This is a genomic window from Streptomyces sp. NPDC017056 (assembly GCF_044332485.1).
Lineage (GTDB): Bacteria > Actinomycetota > Actinomycetes > Streptomycetales > Streptomycetaceae > Streptomyces.
On the sequence record NZ_JBIRPD010000021.1, the window covers coordinates 148013 to 168072 of the forward strand.

A 20060-nucleotide genomic window follows, 5' to 3' on the forward strand; every position below is an offset into this window, starting at 1 on the left:
CGATCATGGAGGGGCGTAGAGCGCTTCGGCGCCGTATTCGTATCTGGTTGGTTGTTTTCATTGTCGGTCTCGTGCTGAGCGGACTGACGGCTTTTCCGCTCGTCACCGAAATCCGGTGGGCCGACGAACTGCTGCGGTCCGACGCCGCCCCGATCGCCGGGCAATGGCCCGGGCTGATGGAGTGGATCGGCCGGGCCCGTGAGGGGCTGGAGGCGACGGATTCGCGGTACCCGTTCATGCTGTACGGCACGGACTGGCTGGCCTTCGCGCATCTGGTCATCGCGGTCGCGTTCTACGGGCCGTTCCGGGATCCGGTCCGCAATATCTGGGTCGTCGACTTCGGCATGATCGCCTGCGCGGGAATCATTCCGCTGGCCCTCGTCTGCGGCCCGATCCGCGGAATTCCCTTCTACTGGCAGCTTATCGACATGTCGTTCGGGATTTTCGGGGTCATTCCCCTGCTGATGGTCCGCCGTATGATCAAACGGCTGGAGGCGTACGAACTCGCGGCTTGAGGGTGTGAGCGACGCGACAGCAAGGAAATTGCGTTCGTCGGTCACGGGCGGCCTTTCCCGGCGGTGCCGCCGGGGAAAGGCCGCCCGTTGCTGCCCTGCCGCCTCTCAGGCCGCCGTCACCCGGCCTGGTTGCTGTCCTTGTGGGAGCCCCAGCCGTGCCAGCGGTCGATCTCGATCCAGGCGCTGACCCGCCCGCGGTCGCGCTGCGGGTACCGGTCGCCCGTGTAGTGGCGGGCCAGCCGGTCGATGTCCGAGAGGTCCTTGTCCTCGCGGAACTCGGTGACGCGGCCGATGATGCTGATGTGGGTGTACCAGCTGTCCTTGTCGAGCACGGTGATCGTCACCCGGGGGTCGTTGCGCAGGTGCTGCAACCGCTTGCGGCCCTCGTCCATGTTGACCAGCACGCGGCCGTCGTCCCAGAGGTACCAGGTGGCCGTGGAGACCGGCTGCCCGTCCGACCGCAGGGTCGTGATGACGGACGGGTTCGCCTCCTTCAGCATGGCGACCGCTTCTTGCGGCAGCGGGGGTTTCGACATGGCGGACACTCCTCCATACGTAGCGGATCTGTCGTTCGGGTCGCTCGGGCCTGTCCGGCCTGCTGCGTCCATCGGGTCTATCACCATGATCGTCCGCTGCCTCGCCGCGGGGCCACCGCCACGCCACCCGGCGCCCCGCGAACCGGCCGCGGCCCGCTCGCCACGGCGGCAGCCGAACCGCCGACGCCCCCCTGACCATGGTCAGGGGGGCGTCTCGGCTCTTCACGCGCCCGGGGTCGCACGCCCACGAGGCCGCGGCCGGCTCAGGCGGACTCGGCCTGGAACATCCAGTGGTGCTTCTCCAGGTCGGCGGTGAGGCCGATGAGGATGTCCTGGGAGACCGGGTCGGGCTCGTCCGTGACGCGGATACGTTCGCGCATCCGGGCGATGATGGCGCCGAGCGCGTCGGTCACGACGCGTACGACCTCCGCGTCCTTGATCCAGCCGTCCTGGACCGTGTCGATGCCGCTGGTCTTCGCCACCGTCTCGGCCCGGCCGTCCGGGGACACGCCGATCGCCGAGGCGCGCTCCGCGACCGTGTCGGCGTACGCGCGGGCGGTGTCCACGACGTCGTCGAGCTGGAGGTGTACGGACCTGAAGCGCGGGCCGATGATGTTCCAGTGGACCTGCTTCGCCACGAGCGAGAGATCCACCAGGTCGACGAGGGCTCCCTGCAGTGCGTCCCCGACCACCTTGCGGTCGTCGTCGGACAGCGTGCTCTTGACGACAGACATCCATTTACTCCTTTTCAGGCGAAAGGTTCTGCTTCGCCCATCGTACAAACGATTGTTCCTGTCTGTACGGATCGGGTACCCGCGACGGCCGCAGTAATGCATGGCGGCCTGCCGATTCCTTCCGGAACAGCACCGAGCCCCGCCCGGCTGCTGCCGGACGGGGCTCGGAGAAGTCTTGTGGGGCGCGCGCTCGGCGCCGGGGCCGCGGGCTCAGGCCGCGACGACGTCGACGGCCTCCGCGGGCGCCTTGATCGTCACCCGGTCCTCGGGGACCCCGGCCAGGGAGGTCACGGACACCGAGTTGAGCTTCGGACGGACCGGTGCGGGCACCGGGTCGCTCGCGGCCGCGGACCGCGCCAGCTCCGCGAGCGCCAGCTCGTCGCTGACCTCCCGCATCAGTTCGGACATACGCACGTCCAGCGCGTCGCAGATCGCCGAGAGCAGTTCGGAAGAGGCTTCCTTCTGCCCCCGCTCGACCTCGGACAAGTAGCCGAGCGACACCCGGGCGGAGGAGGAGACCTCGCGCAGGGTGCGGCCCTGGCGCTGACGCTGTCGGCGCAGCACGTCACCCAGCAGGCGACGAAGCAGAATCATCGCTGGCTCCCTCCTCGGACCTCGGATCCGGATCCTTCTCGCCCCACCGTACCGCCTTGAGCCTCGGCCGTGCGGGGCGCAAGTTCGTGTTCACTCAGGGCTGTAAACATCAAAATTCCCCCCGTTGTTCCGTATCCTGTGCCGCCGCATTCTCTGTCAGTTCGCTCACCAGCAGCCGGAGCACCGCCACGACGGTGTCCCGGCGGATCCGCTCGCGGTCGCCGTCCAGTGCGAGGCGCAGCACGGCGTCCGCACCGCCGGGCCCAGCGGCCGCGACGAATACGGTGCCTACGGGCTGTCCGTCCTGGGGATCGGGGCCTGCGACCCCTGTAGTGGCGATACCCCAGTGCGCGCCCAGCACACGCCTTACACCATGGGCCATCTGCCGGGCAACTTCCCCGTCCACGGCCCCACGGGCGTCGAGCAGCGGGCCGTCCACGCCCAGAACGTCCCGTTTGAGCTGCGTCGCGTACGCCGTCACCGAGCCCCGGAAGGCCCGCGAGGCTCCGGGTACCCCGGTGAGCGCCCCCGCTACCAGCCCACCCGTCAGGGATTCGGCGACCGCCAGGCTCTGCCCGCGCGCCACCAGCGCGTCGAGCGCCCGCGCGGCCGTGGCCGGCGCCTCGGAGGCCGCCTCCGTACCGGATTCAGCGCGCATTTCCGCAGCCACTTCGGAAGGTCGCCCCGGCGGCCGTGACCGGTCTCACCGTGCGGGCTTCCCGTCGCCGCGCGCCTCGGCGGCCGTCCTGGCCCGCTCCTCGGCCTGTACGGCCCGAGCCTCGGCCAGCCCGGCCCGCCGCAGGGCGACCGCCTGCCGTACGTAGTCCAGGCCGGTCACGACGGTCAGCACCACGGCCACCGCCATCACCCACCACCGGAACGTCGCCAGTGGCCCGGTCATCACGAGTACGTACATACCCACCGCAGTACCCTGCGCGAGCGTTTTCAGCTTGCCGCCGCGGCTGGCGGGGATCACCCCGTGCCTGATCACCCAGAAGCGCATCAGCGTGATGCCCAGCTCCCGGAAGAGGATGACGCCCGTCACCCACCAGGAGAGGTCGTCCAGGACGGACAGGCAGATCAGCGCCGCGCCCATGATCGCTTTGTCCGCGATCGGGTCGGCGATCTTCCCGAAGTCCGTGACCAGGTTGTACTGGCGCGCCAGGTGGCCGTCGAACAGATCGGTGATCATCGCGATGGCGAAGGCGGCCCAGGCGAACGAGCGCCAGGCCGGGTCGTAGCCGTCGCCGTGCATCAGCAGCAGCACGAAGGCCGGCACGAGCATCAGCCGCACCATCGTCAGGACGTTGGCGATGTTCCACAGCCCGGCCGTCCGGACGGCCGGCGCAGGGCGCTGGTGCCCACCGGCCGCGGAAGCCGGGACTCCGGTCATCTGCCCGCCTCCTCAGAACACGGCGCGCCGTCCACCGACAGCACCTCGGCCACCAGATCGACGCCCTCGCTGGCCACGACCTTTGCTTCGACCATACGACCCGGCGCAAGGCCGGCGGAGGTCCGCAGCAAGGTGACACCGTCGGTCTCGGGCGCCTGGTGCGCGGCCCGGCCCACGACGCCGTCCTCCTCGTCGACGCTGTCCACCAGCACCGTGAGGGTCTCGCCGAGCCGCTCCTCGGCGCGCTGCGCGGTCAGCTCCTCGGCCAGCCGCGAGATGCGCGCGAGCCGCTCGGCGACCTCCTCGGGGTCCACCTTGCTCTCGTACGTGGCGGCCTCGGTGCCGTCCTCGTCCGAGTAGCCGAACACGCCGATCGCGTCCAGCCTGGCCCCGGTCAGGAAGCGCTCCAGCTCGGCGACGTCGTCCTCGGTCTCGCCGGGGAAGCCGACGATGAAGTTCGAGCGGGCGCCGGCCTGCGGCGCCTTCGAGCGGATCTGCTCCAGCAGCTCCAAGAAGCGGTCGGTGTCGCCGAACCGGCGCATCGCGCGCAGCACGCCCGGCGCCGAATGCTGGAAGGACAGGTCGAAGTACGGGGCGACCTTCTCCGTCCCCGTCAGCACGTCGATCAGGCCGGGGCGCATCTCGGCGGGCTGCAGGTAGCTGACCCGGATCCGCTCCAGTCCCTCGACGGCCGCCAGCTCCGGCAGCAGCGTCTCCAGCAGGCGGATGTCGCCCAGGTCCTTGCCGTAGGACGTGTTGTTCTCGGAGACCAGCATGATCTCCTTCACGCCCTGCTCCGCGAGCCAGCGCGTCTCGCCGAGCACGTCGGAGGGCCGGCGCGAGATGAAGGAGCCGCGGAAGGACGGGATGGCGCAGAAGGAGCAGCGCCGGTCGCAGCCGGACGCCAGCTTCACGGAGGCCACCGGGCTGGTGCCCAGGCGGCGCCGCAGCGGCGCGCGGGGCCCCGAGGCGGGCGCCACGCCCTCGGGCAGGTCGGCGGGGGCCGGGGCCGGCTCGGTGTCGCCGTGTCCGGGCAGCGCCACACCGGCGGCGTCCTGCCGCTCGGCCGGGCTGATCGGCAGCAGCTTGCGGCGGTCGCGCGGCGCGTGGGCCTCGACGCTGCCGCCGCTCAGGATCGTCTGCAGCCGGCCGGAGATGTCGCTGTAGTCGTCGAAGCCGAGCACGCCGTCGGCCTCGGGCAGCGCCTCGGCCAGCTCCTTGCCGTACCGCTCGGCCATGCAGCCGACGGCCACGACGGCCTGGGTGCGGCCGTGGTCCTTCAGATCGTTGGCTTCGAGCAGGGCATCGACGGAATCCTTCTTGGCGGCCTCGACGAATCCGCAGGTGTTGACGACGGCGACATCGGCATCGGCGGCATCCTCGACGAGGTCCCAGCCGTCCGCTGCCAGGCGGCCTGCGAGCTCCTCCGAGTCCACCTCGTTACGGGCGCAGCCAAGAGTGACAAGGGCGACGGTACGGCGTTCGGGCATGGAGTCAGCCTACTTTGTCCCGGCAACCTCCCTCGCTGCCAGGGTTGCCCCGTCCGCCCGGCGCCCCGGGCCCGGCCTGATCAGCCCGCCTGCGGGCCCGCCGAGTAGCTCAGGCGCTCGACCGCACCCTTGTCGCCCACCTTCTCGACCTCTTTGCCGTTGACGAACAGCTGTACGGCGCCGGCGTTGCCCACGACGAGGTCGATCCGCTTCTTGTCCGTGAAGGTCTTCGACTCGCCCTTCTTGAGCAGGCCGTCCTCCAGCAGGCGGCCGTTGGAGTCCTTGGCGGAGATCCAGCTCTGCCCGTCCTTCGCGGTGATCTTGACGGTGACCCGGTCCTTCGGCACGCCCGCGACGGCGCTCTCCGAGGGGCCAGGACCCGGCACGGTGGTGGGTTTGTGCGCCTTGCCCGACTTGCCCGCGTGCTGGGACGCCGACGGCTGCACCGGGGCCGCCGTGTTGTCGCCCTCGGCGACCGCGCTGCCCTTGCCGCCGCCGCTGAAGAGGGTGAAACCCACGAAGCCGACGACCGCGACGATGGCCGCGACCATCGCCGCCGTCCAGTTCGGGCGGCCCCGCTCGGGCCGGATGCGCTCGGCCTCGAAGAGCGGCGCCGCGGGGGTCGGCTCGGGGCGCCCGCCGCGGTCCCCGTCGAAGCGCGCGATCAGCGGGCCGGGATCGAGGCCGACGGCGCGCGCGAGCGTCCGGATGTGCCCCCGTGCGTAGACGTCGCCGCCGCAGCGCGAGAAGTCGTCCTGTTCGATGCCCTGCACGATGGGCACGCGCACCCGCGTGGTCGTACTGACCTCGTCGACGGTCAGTCCTGCGTCGATGCGGGCCTGCTGGATGGCGCGGCCGATGGAGGGCCGGTCGTCTTCGGAGGAGTTGCCGATGGACACGGGGGCGCCTTTCGAGCGTGAGCCACCTGCTGGGGGTTCAGTCTAGGGGTGTACCGAAAGGGTCGGGCAAGCGGAAGAGCGGACTTTGTACGCCATCAGAAGGCCACGTGAGGCCGCCGGACACCCGGTCCGGGTCCAATGGTGCGACATCCTCCCACCACCTCCCTCAACTTGACGTATCGACGGAAGAAACGGTTGCTTACGATCTCTTACGAGTGACCCGGAAGCCTCATTCGAGTGATCGGGTTGCGAGACTCCCGGACTTCTCCCACGACCGCCGGCCGCCCACCCGCCGGCCACCCGCCCGGTGCCGGACCGGGCGAAGACGGTCTTTAGGCCGTCTCCCCCCGGATGACCGCCAGTACGCCTTCCAACTCGTCCGGCTTGACCAGCACGTCGCGCGCCTTGGAGCCCTCGCTCGGCCCGACGATGTTGCGCGACTCCATCAGATCCATCAGCCGCCCGGCCTTCGCGAAGCCCACCCGCAGCTTGCGCTGGAGCATGGACGTGGATCCGAACTGCGTCGACACCACCAGTTCGGCGGCCTGGCACAGCAGGTCCAGGTCGTCGCCGATGTCCTCGTCGATCTCCTTCTTCTTGGCCGTGCCGACCGTGACGTCGTCACGGAAGACCGGCGCCATCTGGTCCTTGCAGTGCTGGACGACCTGCTGGACCTCTTCCTCCTGCACGAACGCGCCCTGCATGCGCACCGGTTTGTTGGCGCCCATCGGCAGGAACAGGCTGTCGCCCTTGCCGATCAGCTTCTCCGCGCCCGGCTGGTCGAGGATGACCCGGCTGTCGGCGAGCGAGGACGTCGCGAACGCCAGCCGGGACGGCACGTTCGCCTTGATCAGACCGGTCACGACGTCGACGGACGGGCGCTGGGTGGCGAGCACCAGGTGGATGCCGGCGGCCCGCGCGAGCTGGGTGATGCGGACGATGGAGTCCTCCACGTCGCGCGGCGCGACCATCATCAGGTCCGCCAGCTCGTCCACGATCACCAGCAGGTACGGGTACGGCGACAGGTCGCGCTCGCTGCCCTCCGGGGGCTTCGCCTTGCCGCTGCGCACCGCCGCGTTGAAGTCGTCGATGTGCCGGTAGCCGTACGCCGCCAGGTCGTCGTAGCGCAGGTCCATCTCGCGCACGACCCACTGGAGGGCCTCGGCGGCCTTCTTGGGGTTGGTGATGATCGGGGTGATCAGGTGCGGGATGCCCTCGTACGCCGTCAGCTCGACGCGCTTGGGGTCGACCAGCACCATCCGCACCTCGTCCGGCGTGGCGCGGGCCATCACGGAGGTGATCAGGCAGTTGATGCAGGACGACTTGCCGGAGCCGGTGGCGCCCGCGACGAGGATGTGCGGCATCCGCGCCAGATTGGCCGTCACGTACCCGCCCTCGACGTCCTTGCCGAGCCCGACCAGCAGCGGGTGGTCCTCGCCCACCGACTCCGCCGAACGCAGCACGTCGCCGAGGTTGACCATCTCCCGGTCGCTGTTGGGGATCTCGATGCCGACCGCGGACTTGCCGGGGATCGGGCTGATGATCCGTACGTCCGGGCTGGCGACCGCGTACGCGATGTTCTTCGCCAGCGCGGTGATCTTCTCGACCTTGACCGCGGGGCCCAGCTCGATCTCGTAGCGGGTCACCGTCGGGCCGCGGGTGAAGCCGGTGACCGCCGCGTCGACCTTGAACTCCTGGAAGACGGTGGTCAGCGACGCGACGACGGCGTCGTTGGCGGCGCTGCGGGTCTTGCCGGGGCCGCCGCGGGTGAGCAGGTCCAGCGACGGCAGCGAGTAGGTGATGTCGTTGGACAGCAGCAGCTGCTCGGCCCGCGAGGGCAGTTCGCCGGACGGTTCCGGCGCGGACTTCGTGAAGTCGGGCACCGGGCCCGAGGGGGTGTCCTCGCGCTGGTACCCCGCGTCCCTGGCCGGCGGCACCGAGCCGCTGTCCTGCCACTGCCCCGACGCGTCCTGCGCGCCGTCGTCGCCGCGGTCGCCGGAGATGCCGCTGCTGAGGTCGGCGACCAGGGGCGAGGGCTGCACGCCGTGCAGGACGGCGCCGTCCAGCGAGGCGGCGGCCGCGGCCGCCACGTCCACCGCGTCCATGGGCCGCTCACCGGGCTGCAAGGGCGTACGGCGCCCGCGGCGGCGCTTGGCCAGCGCCGCTTCCTCCACGGCGTCCGGGTCGCCGCTCGGGTCCGGTTCCGCGGCGGCGCGCCGCGCGCCCCCCTTGGGCTGCGCGCGCCACTCCTCGGCGAACGCGTCCGGCTCCGCGGCCACCGGCTCGGGCTCGTACACCTCGACCAGGCCCAGCCGGGCGCCGAGCTGCCGCAGCCGCTGCGGGATGGCGTTGACCGGCGTCGCCGTGACGACCAGCAGGCCGAAGACGGTGAGCAGCACGAGCAGCGCCACCGCCAGGGTCTGGCCGACGGTGAAGATCAGCGGCTTGGACGCCACCCAGCCGATATAGCCTCCGGCGTCCTGCACGGCCGCTATGCCCTCGCCCCGGCCGGGCGACCCGCACGCTATGGCGACCTGCCCCAGGACGCCGATGACCAGCGCGGACAGGCCGATGACGATCCGTCCGTTGGCCTCGGGCTGCTCCGGGTGGCGGATCAGGCGCAGCGCGATACCGCCGAGCAGGATCGGCACGACCAGGTCGAGGCGGCCGAACGCGCCGGTGACCAGCATCTCGACGAGGTCGCCGACCGGGCCGCTGAGGTTGGACCAGGTGCCGGCCGCGACGACCAGGGCGAGGCCGAGGAGCAGCAGCGACACGCCGTCCTTGCGGTGCGCCGGGTCCAGGTTCTTCGCGCCGCGCCCGACGCCGCGGAACATGGCGCCGACGCCGTGCGCCACCCCGAGCCAGCACGCCCGCACCAGCCGGTAGATGCCGCCGGTGGGCGACGGCGCGGGTCTGGGCGGCGCCTTCTTGGCGGCCGCCTTCTTGGCCGGCGCGCGCTTCGCCGGGGCGGTCTTCTTGGCGGGCGCCCTCTTGGCCGCGGCCGGCGCCTTCTTCGCCGGTGCTTTCTTCGCGGCGGCCTTCTTGGCGGCGCCCCCGGGCTGTCCGGCGCGCTGCTTCGAGGGGCCCGCCGTGCTCTGGGAACCCTTGCCGGACGTACGTGAGGCCATGGTGACGAGATTACAGGCGACGGCCACAGTGACACGAGCGCTCGGGCTTTCACCCATTCGTGTCGCGCCACCCGCCGGTGACTTCACACCGACGGCTCACTACGGTCGCCGCACACGCGGCTCATGACGGCACGTCAGGGGCGCGCCGGGCGCCGGCCCCGCCCGTGCGGCCCGCAGGCCGCACAGCGGTCTCTGGAGCGCCCCTCAGGCCGCTCCGTTGTCCGTCCCCGGCTCCAGCGCGTCCAGCGCCCGCCGCAGTCCGGTGAGCTTGCGCTCCAAGTGGGCGGCGGTCGCGATGGCCGCCGCGTCCGCCGACTCGTCCAATTGCTTGGACAGCGCCTCGGCCTGCTCCTCCACCGCGGCCAGCCGGGCCGACAGCTCGGCGAGCAGCCCCGCGGGCTCCCTGGCCTCGTCCGCCGCGCGACCGCTCTCCAGCTGGAGCCGCAGCAGCGTCGCCTGCTCCCGCAGCTGACAGTTCTTCATGTACAGCTCGACGAAGACCGAGACCTTGGCGCGCAGCACCCACGGGTCGAAGGGCTTGGAGATGTAGTCGACCGCGCCCGCCGCGTAGCCGCGGAAGGTGTGGTGCGGGCCGTGGTTGATGGCGGTCAGGAAGATGATCGGGATGTCGCGGGTGCGCTCGCGCCGCTTGATGTGCGCGGCCGTCTCGAACCCGTCCATCCCCGGCATCTGCACATCGAGCAGAATCACCGCGAAATCGTCGGTGAGCAGTGCCTTGAGCGCTTCCTCCCCGGACGATGCCCGCACCAGCGTCTGATCGAGCGCGGAGAGGATCGCCTCCAGCGCCAGCAGATTCTCCGGCCGGTCATCGACCAGGAGGATCTTGGCCTTCTGCACCATGGCCCGTCCTCCTCGCCCCGGCGTGGGGCCTCCCCTGTCCGAAGGACTCGGGGAGGCACCGGACGCCGCCCCAGGGGACGGCTCCGTCTTGCCGCCCGTCCTTGTGCCGGTCATGGTAGCCGCACCCCGCCTGTCGCCACACCCTGTCACCGCGATGTCACTGTGCACGTAGCACAAACGCAGTGAGAGACCAGAAGGTTCCCCGAATACCGCTCTCCCACACGTGGTCGGCCACACTGAGTCAACATGCGGGGAACCTTACGAGCCTCATTTGACGAACGTGTCACCGCGTGCGCATCCATTGCTCCATCACCGTCAGCAGGTGGTCGGTGTCCACCGGCTTGGTCACGTAGTCGGACGCCCCGGACTCGATGCTCTTCTCCCGGTCGCCCTTCATCGCCTTCGCGGTCAGCGCGATGATCGGCAGCCCGGCGAACTGCGGCATCCGCCGGATCGCAGCCGTGGTCGCGTACCCGTCCATCTCCGGCATCATGATGTCCATCAGGACGAGCACGACGTCGTCGTGCTGCTCCAGGACCTCGATGCCCTCCCGGCCGTTCTCCGCGTACAGCACGGACAGCCCGTTCTGCTCCAGCACGCTGGTCAGCGCGAAGACGTTGCGGATGTCGTCGTCGACGATCAGCACCTTCTCCCCGTGGAAACCGCCCTCGAAACCGGGCGACACCAGATCCTGGCCGTTGCCGATCCAGGGCTCCTCGGCGGGCGCCTGCGGGGGCTGCGCGGCCGGCTGCGGAGCCGGCGCGGTCCTGGCCGGCAGCTCCGGGCGCCGCGCGGCGGCCGCGACCGGGCGGCGCCGGCGGCCGGGCCCCGAACCGTTGTCGGCGGCCGGCGCCTCGGCCGGCTGCGCGGCCTCCTCGGCCAGCTCCCGCCCGATCTCCGCGTCCCGCGCCTCGGCGTCCATCGCGAGCCCGCCCGCGACCAGTTGCGGATAGCCCTGCGGCGGCAGCCCGCCCGGGTTGTGCGGCAGGTAGAGCGTGAAGGTGGAGCCGCGGCCCGGCTCACTGGCGGCGTGGATCTCGCCGCCGAGCAGCCGCGCGATCTCCCGGCTGATGGACAGGCCGAGGCCGGTGCCGCCGTACTTGCGGCTGGTCGTGCCGTCCGCCTGCTTGAACGCCTCGAAGATCACCCGCATCTTGCTGGAGGCGATGCCGATGCCGGTGTCCGTGACCGAGAACGCGATCATGTCGGCGTCCGGGTCGCGCAGCGCGCCGTGCTCCAGCAGGTGTTCGCGGATGGCCGCCGGCACGTCGTCGCCGGCCGGCCTGATGACCAGTTCGACGGCGCCGCTGTCGGTGAACTTCACCGCGTTGGCCAGCAGGTTGCGCAGCACCTGCAGCAGCCGCTGCTCGTCGGTGTGCAGCGTCGCGGGCAGCTCGGGGGAGACCCGTACGGAGAAGTCGAGCCCCTTCTCCGCGGTCAGCGGCCGGAACGTGGCCTCCACGTAGTCCACGAGCTGGACCAGCGCGATACGCGTCGGGCTGACGTCCATCTTGCCCGCCTCGACCTTCGACAGGTCCAGGATGTCGTTGATCAGCTGGAGCAGGTCCGAGCCCGCGCCGTGGATGGTCTCGGCGAACTCGACCTGCTTCGGGGAGAGGTTCCCCTCGGCGTTGTCGGCGAGCAGCTTCGCCAGAATCAGCAGCGAGTTCAGCGGCGTGCGCAGCTCGTGCGACATGTTCGCCAGGAACTCCGACTTGTAGCGCATGGAGACGGCCAGTTGTTCGGCGCGCTCCTCCAGCACCTGCCGCGCCTCCTCGATCTCGGTGTTCTTCACCTCGATGTCGCGGTTCTGCGCGCGCAGTTGCTCGGCCTTCTCCTCCAGTTCGGAGTTGGACAGCTCCAGCGCCTTCTGCCGGCTCTCCAACTCGCCCGACCGCTCCTTGAGTTGCTCGGTCAGCTCCTGCGACTGCTTGAGCAGCACCTCGGTCTTGGTGTTCACCGAGATGGTGTTGACGCTGGTCGCGATCATCTCGGCGATCTGGCTGAGGAAGTCCTTCTGGATGTGGGTGAACGGCTGGAAGGAGGCCAGCTCGATCACGCCGAGCACCTTGTCCTCGAAGAGGACCGGCAGCACGATCACGTTCGCCGGCGGCGCCTCGCCGAGCCCGGAGGCGATTTTCAGGTACCCGGAGGGCACGTTCTCCACCAGGATCGTGCGCTTCTCCGCCGCCGCCGTGCCGATCAGGGTCTCCCCCGGCCGGAACGTCGTCGGCATGCTGCCCATCGAGTAGCCGTACGAGCCCATCAGCCGCAGCTCGTAGGCGCCCGGCTCGCCGCCGTCCGCGCCGATCTCGTTGCTGTCGCCGGGCTGCGCGGCGAGGAAGAACGCGCCGTGCTGCGCCGAGACCGCCGGGGACAGCTCGCTCATGATGAGCGTCGCCACGTCCTTGAGGTCGCGGCGGCCCTGCATCAGGCCGGAGATGCGGGCCAGGTTGCCCTTGAGCCAGTCCTGCTCCTCGTTGGCCAGCGTGGTCTCGCGGAGCGTGGCGATCATCGTGTTGACGTTGTCCTGGAGCTCCAGGATCTCGCCCGCCGCGTCCACGTCGATGCGGACGTTGTGGTCGCCGAGGGTCACCGCGGCGGCGACGGCGGCGATCGCGCGCACCTGGCGGGTCAGGTTGCCCGCCATCTCGTTGACCGACTCCGTCAGGTCCTTCCAGGTGCCGGCCACGCCGCGCACCTGGGCCTGGCCGCCGAGCTGACCGTCCGTACCCACCTCACGGGCCACCCTGGTGACCTGCTCGGCGAAGGAGGAGAGCTGGTCGACCATCGTGTTGATGGTCGTCTTCAAGGCCAGGATCTCGCCCCGCGCGTCGATGTCGATCTTCTTGGTGAGGTCGCCCTTGGCGATGGCCGTGGTGACCATCGCGATGTTGCGCACCTGGCCGGTCAGGTTGTTGGCCATCGAGTTCACGGACTCGGTCAGGTCCTTCCACGTGCCGGCGACGCCGGGTACGCGGGCCTGGCCGCCCAGGATGCCGTCGGTGCCCACCTCGCGGGCCACCCTGGTGACCTCGTCGGCGAACGACGACAGCGTCGTGACCATCGTGTTGACCGTGTCGGCGAGCTGCGCGACCTCGCCGCGCGCCTCGACCGTGACCTTCTTGGTCAGGTCGCCGTTGGCGACCGCCGCCGAGACCTGGGAGATGTTGCGCACCTGGATGGTCAGGTTGTTGGCCATCAGGTTGACGTTGTCGCTCAGGTCCTTCCAGATGCCGGTGACGCCCGGGACCCGGGCCTGGCCGCCCAACTGGCCTTCCGTACCGACCTCACGGGCGACGCGCGTCACCTGCTCTGCGAATAGCGACAGCTGGTCGACCATCGTGTTCACGGTCGTGACCAGTTCGAGGATCTCGCCCTTGGCGTCGACGGTGATCTTCTTGGACAGGTCGCCGCGCGCGACCGCGGTGGTCACCTCGCCGATGCTGCGCACCTGGGACGTCAGGTTGTTCGCCATGAAGTTGACGGACTGCGTGAGGTCCTTCCACGTACCGCTGACGCCCTGCACCTCGGCCTGGCCGCCGAGGATGCCCTCGGTGCCCACCTCGCGCGCCACCCGCGTCACCTGGTCGGCGAACGAGCCGAGCTGGTCGACCATGGTGTTGAGGGTGTTCTTGAGCTCCAGGATCTCGCCGCGCGCGTCCACGTCGATCTTCTGCGACAGGTCGCCGCGCGCGACCGCCGTCGCGACCTGCGCGATATTGCGCACCTGGGCGGTCAGGTTGCCCGCCATGCCGTTCACCGAGTCGGTCAGATCCCGCCAGACGCCCGCGACGCCCGGCACCTGCGCCTGGCCGCCGAGCCTGCCGTCCGTGCCCACCTCGCGGGCGACCCTGGTGACCTGCTCGGCGAAGGCCGAGAGCTGGTCGACCATCGTGTTGATGGTGTTCTTGAGCTCCAGGATCTCGCCGCGCGCGTCCACGTCGATCTTCTGGGAGAGGTCGCCGCGCGCGACCGCCGTCGTCACCTGGGCGATCTGCCGCACCTGGGACGTCAGGTTGCCCGCCATGAAGTTGACGGAGTCGGTCAGTTCCTTCCACGTGCCGCTGACGCCCGGCACCTGGGCCTGACCGCCCAGCCGGCCCTCCGTGCCCACGTCCCTGGCCATCCGCGTCACCTGGTCGGCGAACGAGGACAGCTGGTCGACCATCGTGTTCACGGTGTTCTTCAACTGGAGCATCTCGCCGGAGACGTCGACCGTGACCTTCTGCGACAGGTCGCCGTTGGCCACCGCCGTGGTGACCTGCGCGATGTTGCGCACCTGCCCGGTCAGGTTGCGGAAGGCGGTGTTCACGGAGTCCGTGAGGTCCTTCCAGGTGCCCGCCGCGCCCGGCACCGCGGCCTGGCCGCCCAGCTCGCCCTCGACACCGATCTCCCGGGCGACCCGCGTCACCTCGGCACCGAACGAGGAGAGCTGGTCGACCATGGTGTTGACGGTGTTCTTCAACTCCAGCATCTCGCCGGAGACGTCGACCGTGATCTTCTGGGACAGATCACCGTTGGCGACCGCCGTCGTCACCTGCGCGATGTCGCGCACCTGGCCCGTCAGGTTGCGGAAGGCGTTGTTCACCGAGTCGGTGAGGTCCTTCCACGTACCGGCGGCGCCCGGCACCTGCGCCTGCCCGCCCAGCTGGCCCTCGGCGCCGACCTCGTTGGCGACCCGCGTGACCTCGTCGGCGAACGTCCGCAGCGTCTCGGTCATCGTGTTGATCGTGTCGGCGAGCTGCGCGACCTCGCCGCGCGCGCTGACCGTGACCTTCTGCGACAGGTCGCCGTTGGCCACCGCCGTGGTCACCTGGGCGATCCCGCGCACCTGCGCGGTGAGGTTGCCGGCCATCAGGTTGACCGAGTCGGTGAGGTCCTTCCAGACCCCCGCGACGCCCGGCACCTGGGCCTGGCCGCCCAGCTCGCCTTCCGTACCGACCTCGCGCGCCACCCGGGTCACCTCGGAGGCGAACGAGGAGAGCTGGTCCACCATCGTGTTGACGGTGTTCTTCAGCTCCAGCATCTCGCCGGCGACGTGGACGGTCACCTTGCGCGACAGGTCACCCTTGGCGACCGCGGTGGTGACCAGGGCGATGTCCCGCACCTGGGCCGTCAGCCGGGACGCCATCGTGTTGACGGACTCGGTCAGGTCCTTCCAGGACCCGGACATGCCGCGCACCCGCGCCTGCCCGCCGAGCTTGCCCTCCGTACCGACCTCGCTGGCGACCCGCGTCACCTCGTCCGTGAAGGCCGAGAGCTGGTCGACCAGCCCGTTGACCGTCCGGCCCACTTTCAGGAACTCGCCGCGCAGCGGATGCGCGGACGTCCCGTCCGTGCCGCGCGAGCGCAGGTCCATCCGCTGTTCCAGATCGCCCTCGGACACCGCCGAGAGCACCCGGCCCACCTCGGACACCGGCCGTACGAGATCGTCGACCAGGGCGTTCGAGGCGTCGATGGCCGCGGCCCAGGAGCCCTCGCAGGCGCCGACCTCCAGCCGTTCCGTGAGTTTTCCCTCACGTCCCACGACCCGGCGCACCCGCGCCAGCTCTCCCGTCAGGTGCAGATTGCGATCCGCCACCTCGTTGAAAACAGCGGCGATCTCCGACATCGCTCCGTCGCCGGAGACCGTCAACCGCTTACGGAAATTCCCGTCCCGCATCGAGACGAGAGCAGCCAGCAGCCGGTTCAGCGCAGCCGTATCCACCTCAGTCGTCCCGTTGCTCCGGGAACGTCCGCCTTTCGCGCGCGTGCTCGTGCCCCGCGCCGCTGCGCCAGACTCCACCGTGTCCCTCCCGCAGGGTCGACCGTTCTACCCGGGCCTTCTCTTTGAGCTTGCCCAGTGTTTCACCATGGCCCAACCAGGCCATAACAGTTCGGCAGCATCGCATACCGTCCCGAGCACGATCGGGGCGGAAACACACGTGACCGGCATCCGCACGCGCGGCGAAGGTAAGTAACCTGGCATCCGGCTGTCCACCCGCCCTGGCCGTCCAGCACGGGCAGTGGGCGAGCACACCAGGTTTTCGTAAGGGGCGCCGCCATGGTGGGAGAGCAGATCACCGACACACGCATGAGGAGACCAGTGATCACCGCGCGGGCCGCTGCCACGTTCGAGCCGGTCGGCCGCTCGGTCGCCACCGCCCGCGCCTTTGTGCGGGACACCCTCCAGGGCTGGGGCTACGGCGACATCGTCGACGACGCCGTCGTCCTGACCAGCGAACTGGTCACCAACGCCGTCGTCCACGCGGGCACCGCCGCCGACGTACTGTGCCTGCGCTCGGAGGACGGCGTACGCATCGAGGTCGCGGACCGCTACCCGGAGCGGGAGATCCCGCTGCAGAACACCGGCCGCGCGTTCGCCCACCCGGACCGCGAGGGCGGCCGCGGACTGCTGCTGTGCGGCGCGCTGGCCAGCCGCTGGGGCGTGGAGTACACCGCGGCGCAAAAACACGTCTGGTTCCAGCTCGACCTGCCCGAACGCCCCGCCGGCACCCGCTCCGCCGGCCCCGCCCTCCCGGTGGACTCGCTGCCCGTCGCCGACAGCCGGGTCCGCGTCGCCGTCGTCCAGATCGACCGCGGCGGCTGCATCAGCTTCTGGAACGACGACGCCAAGGACCTCTTCGCCTACGAGCCCGAACAGGTCATCGGCAAACCGCTCACCGACTTCGCCGCCTGGCCGCACACCCCCGGCACCGGCACCGGCATCGCCGAGGCACTCCTGCTCTCCCGCTGGGAGGGCTCGTACGGCATACGGGGCGCCGACGGCCGGGTCGTCCCGGTGTACGCCTCCCACCTGCGCGTCCGTGACGCCGACGGCGAGCCGTACACGGTCTGCCTCCTGGTGCGCGACCACGAGCGCGCCGTCCTGCAGAGCCCGCTGCGCTCCCCCGCGCCCGACACCGCGGCGCAGCGGCCCGAGGGCCGCGGCCCCGCCGACCCGTTCGAGGTCTTCATCGGCTCGCCGGCCCCCGACGACCTGGACGGCCTGCTCCAGCGCACGGTCGAACGCGCCCGCGACATGCTCGACGGCGACGCCGCGTACCTCCTGCTGGCCACCGACGACGAGACCGAACTGGAAGTACGCGCCTCCACCGGCCTGCCCTCGGCCCGCCAGCGCTTCGCCCGGGTCCCGGTCGAGGCGGGCTCCGGACGCTACGGCTCCGCCCGCATGCCGGCCGTCCACGAGGACCTGACGGCCGTCCCCGGCGCCGTCCCCCTGCTCTCCGGTACGGGCATGCGCTCGGTCGTCACGGTCCCGTTGAAGGTCGAGGGCCGCCTGACCGGCTCCCTCGGCGTCGCCGCCGAGGCCGCGGGACGCTACACGAACGAGGAGGCCCTGCGCCTCCAGTTCGCCGCCGACCGCATCGCGCTCGCCGTGGAACGCGCCCGCCTGACCGAACTGGAACGGCTGCGCCGCGGCTCCCTGTCCTTCCTCGTCGAGGCCTCCGACCTGCTCGCCGGCACCCTCGACCGCGACCAGACGCTGGCCCTGATGGCCCAGATGACGGTCCCCACCCTCGCCACCTGGTGCGCCGTCTACACCGTCGCCGACCAGGCGTCCGAGCCGGAGCTGTCGTACGTGCTCCACGAGGACGAGGACCGCATCGACGGCCTCAAGACGCTCCTGATGAAGGTCGACCCGCCGGAGCCGGTGCCCACGCCCGGCGCCCGGCTGTGGAACGCGCCCACCGACGCCGCACACGACGCGGCCCTGCGCACCTCGCTGCGCAGCCTGGGCCTGGGCAACTCCGCCCGCCCGGCCAAGGGCCCCGGCGCCTCCCTCGCCACCGCCTCCGCGGTCGGCGGCGAGACCGTCGTGCTGCCGCTGGTCGCCCGCAACCGCGTCATCGGCATGCTCACCCTCGGCAAGCCCAGCGAGGAGCACTTCCGCCAGGAGATCCTGGAACTCGCCGAAGACCTGTCCCGCCGGGCCGCCCTCGCCCTGGACAACGCGCGCCTGTACTCGGAGCGCACGGCCATCAGCCAGTCGCTCCAGCGCAGCCTGCTGCCGCCCGAGCTGCCCGAGGTCCCCGGCGTCGAGGTCGAGGTCATCTACCGCGCGGCCGGCGAGGGCAACGAGGTCGGCGGCGACTTCTACGACCTGTTCCCCATCCGGGACGGCGCCTACGGCTTCGCCATCGGCGACGTCTGCGGTACGGGCCCGGAGGCCGCCGCCGTCACCGGCCTGGCCCGGCACGCGCTGCGGCTGCTCGCCCGCGAGGGCTTCGGCGGCCCCGCCGTCCTGGAGCGCCTGAACGCCGCGATCCTCGACGAGGGCGCCCGCAGCCGCTTCCTGACGCTCCTGTACGGCGAGCTGTGGCCGCAGCGGGACGGCAGCGCCGTATTGAAGGTCGTCTGCGCGGGCCATCCGCTGCCGCTGCGCCTGCGCCAGGACGGCACGGTCGAGCCGGCCGCCGAGCCGCAACCGCTGCTGGGCGTCATGGACGACCTGGAGCTGTACGAGCAGACCGTCACCCTCGACCCGGGCGACGTCCTGCTGTGCGTCACCGACGGCGTCACCGAACGCCGCGAGGGCACCCGCATGCTCGGCGACGACGGCCTCACGGACGTGCTGACGACGTGTACGGGCCTGACCGCCGGCGCCGTCGCCGCCCGCATCCTGCGCGCGGTGGAACGCTTCGCCGCCGAACCGGCGTCCGACGACATGGCCATCCTCGCCATGCGCGTCCCCGAGGTCGCGCTCAACGCGTGACCCCGGGGGCCCGCCGGGCCCCGCCGGTCCCTGCTGATCCCCGCTCAACGCGAAAAGGCCCCCGCCGAATGGCGGGGGCCTTTTGCTCTGGAGCCCCAATACGGAATCGAACCGTAGACCTTCTCCTTACCATGGAGACGCTCTGCCGACTGAGCTATTGGGGCGCGGCAACGAGATAGATCATACAGGAATTCCGCCCGCAGCCCGAATCGCGTCCCACTCACTCGAAAGAGGGCCCCCCGCTCCCCCGCAAAAGGGACACACAGTCCCTCGAAAGGGGTACCCACCGCGAGCTCAGAACGCCGGTTGCAGCAACCCGCCGAGCGCATTGCAGGCCGCGGCCATCCGCTGCAGCTCCCGCCGCGACAGCTCCGCACGCACCGGAAGCGCCAGCGTCTCGTCCACCGCCCGCTCGGTCTGCGGCAGGTACACATCACGCCGGATCACCGGCAGCCGGTACACCGGGGCCTGTACGGGCACGCGGCACGCGACGCCCCGCGCCCGCAGCGCACGGGCGAAGGCGTCCCGGTCAGGGCGCCCGTTCCCCGGCACCCGCACCACGTACTCCTCGTACGTGTGCCCCGCGACGGCCGGCGGCGTCAGCACACCGGTCAGCCGCCCGTCCAGGTAAGCCGCCCGGTCCCGCCGGCGCCGTACGCAGTCCTGGTCCGCCTGCCCGGCGCCGGCGTCGTCCGCGGAGACCACCAGCAACCCGTGCCGCTGCCCGATCTCCCGGATCCAGCCCATGTCCGCCGGCCGCCCGAAACGGTGTACGGCGACGACGGCCGCCGTCCGCGGGGTCACCGCGTCGGCCACCGCGGCCGGGTCGAGGCAGAAACTGTCCCCGTCGACCTCGGCGAAGACCGGCAGTGCTCCCACTTCCAGCACCGCCTCGGCGACTTCGGGGTTGCCGTACGCCGGCACCACCACCTCGTCGCCACCGCGGACACCGGCCGACCTGAGCGTTCCCACTGTCCCCATACCGGGATCCTGACCACATAAAGTGAACATAAAGTTACGCGACGGACTGCACGGCCAAAACAAAAAAGCTCCGGTCCCTGAACCAGAAGGTTCAGGGACCGGAGCTGAAAAATTGTTCGGCGGCGTCCTACTCTCCCACAGGGTCCCCCCTGCAGTACCATCGGCGCTGAAAGGCTTAGCTTCCGGGTTCGAAATGTAACCGGGCGT

At 70.7% G+C, this 20060-nt stretch carries 13 protein-coding genes, 1 tRNA gene and 1 rRNA gene; 2 read left to right on the plus strand and 13 right to left on the minus strand.

Features of this window, described 5'->3' with window-relative positions; all coding sequences use genetic code 11:
- The first annotated feature begins 5 nt into the window (after positions 1 to 5).
- Positions 6 to 515: a hypothetical protein gene (locus tag ACH4OW_RS31610; protein WP_398031219.1), complete on the plus strand. Its 510-nt coding sequence runs from the start codon at positions 6 to 8 to the stop codon at positions 513 to 515.
- Positions 516 to 631: 116 nt separating this feature from the next.
- On the opposite strand, the gene ACH4OW_RS31615 is transcribed toward ACH4OW_RS31610, so the two are convergent.
- From ACH4OW_RS31615 to ACH4OW_RS31660, 10 genes are all read right to left on the minus strand, one after another.
- Positions 632 to 1051: a PPOX class F420-dependent oxidoreductase gene (locus tag ACH4OW_RS31615; RefSeq protein WP_398031221.1), complete on the minus strand. Its 420-nt coding sequence runs from the start codon at positions 1049 to 1051 to the stop codon at positions 632 to 634.
- Between the two features lie 263 nt (positions 1052 to 1314).
- Positions 1315 to 1785, minus strand: a complete 471-nt coding sequence (locus tag ACH4OW_RS31620; RefSeq protein ID WP_360138760.1) for a DNA starvation/stationary phase protection protein — start codon at positions 1783 to 1785, stop codon at positions 1315 to 1317.
- Between the two features lie 210 nt (positions 1786 to 1995).
- Positions 1996 to 2379, minus strand: coding sequence for a helix-turn-helix domain-containing protein (locus ACH4OW_RS31625; protein WP_030024638.1), 384 nt, complete (start codon positions 2377 to 2379; stop codon positions 1996 to 1998).
- A 109-nt stretch (positions 2380 to 2488) separates the two neighbouring features.
- Entirely contained in the window at positions 2489 to 3037 is a 549-nt protein-coding gene (locus tag ACH4OW_RS31630; RefSeq protein WP_398031238.1) for a CinA family protein, read from the minus strand.
- 45 nt (positions 3038 to 3082) lie between these two features.
- Positions 3083 to 3772 (minus strand): CDP-diacylglycerol--glycerol-3-phosphate 3-phosphatidyltransferase, encoded by a 690-nt coding sequence (gene pgsA / locus ACH4OW_RS31635; RefSeq protein ID WP_398031222.1) that lies wholly within the window; start codon positions 3770 to 3772, stop codon positions 3083 to 3085.
- Positions 3769 to 5262: a 30S ribosomal protein S12 methylthiotransferase RimO gene (gene rimO / locus ACH4OW_RS31640; RefSeq protein WP_360138754.1), complete on the minus strand. Its 1494-nt coding sequence runs from the start codon at positions 5260 to 5262 to the stop codon at positions 3769 to 3771. The genes pgsA and rimO overlap by 4 nt, the downstream gene beginning before the upstream one ends.
- An 80-nt stretch (positions 5263 to 5342) precedes the next feature.
- A complete protein-coding gene (locus tag ACH4OW_RS31645; RefSeq protein WP_360138751.1) occupies positions 5343 to 6161 on the minus strand; it encodes a RodZ domain-containing protein in 819 nt (272 codons plus the stop codon).
- A gap of 332 nt (positions 6162 to 6493) precedes the next feature.
- Entirely contained in the window at positions 6494 to 9292 is a 2799-nt protein-coding gene (locus tag ACH4OW_RS31650; RefSeq protein WP_398031224.1) for a DNA translocase FtsK, read from the minus strand.
- A gap of 204 nt (positions 9293 to 9496) precedes the next feature.
- Positions 9497 to 10153, minus strand: coding sequence for a response regulator (locus ACH4OW_RS31655; protein ID WP_360138745.1), 657 nt, complete (start codon positions 10151 to 10153; stop codon positions 9497 to 9499).
- Between the two features lie 283 nt (positions 10154 to 10436).
- Positions 10437 to 15941, minus strand: a complete 5505-nt coding sequence (locus tag ACH4OW_RS31660) for a HAMP domain-containing protein (RefSeq protein ID WP_360138742.1) — start codon at positions 15939 to 15941, stop codon at positions 10437 to 10439.
- 288 nt (positions 15942 to 16229) lie between these two features.
- Between ACH4OW_RS31660 and ACH4OW_RS31665 the strand changes: the two genes are divergently transcribed.
- The gene (locus ACH4OW_RS31665; protein ID WP_360138739.1) at positions 16230 to 18872 is read left to right on the plus strand and encodes a SpoIIE family protein phosphatase; all 2643 of its coding nucleotides are present in this window, start codon (positions 16230 to 16232) and stop codon (positions 18870 to 18872) included.
- A gap of 88 nt (positions 18873 to 18960) precedes the next feature.
- Here the strand turns inward: ACH4OW_RS31665 and ACH4OW_RS31670 are convergent.
- The 3 genes from ACH4OW_RS31670 to rrf form a co-directional block, all read right to left on the minus strand.
- Positions 18961 to 19036 (minus strand) — tRNA-Thr (locus ACH4OW_RS31670).
- Between the two features lie 130 nt (positions 19037 to 19166).
- The gene (locus ACH4OW_RS31675) at positions 19167 to 19853 is read right to left on the minus strand and encodes a DegT/DnrJ/EryC1/StrS family aminotransferase (RefSeq protein ID WP_398031226.1); all 687 of its coding nucleotides are present in this window, start codon (positions 19851 to 19853) and stop codon (positions 19167 to 19169) included.
- 114 nt (positions 19854 to 19967) lie between these two features.
- Positions 19968 to 20060, minus strand: a 5S ribosomal RNA gene (rrf, locus tag ACH4OW_RS31680); the annotation flags it as partial.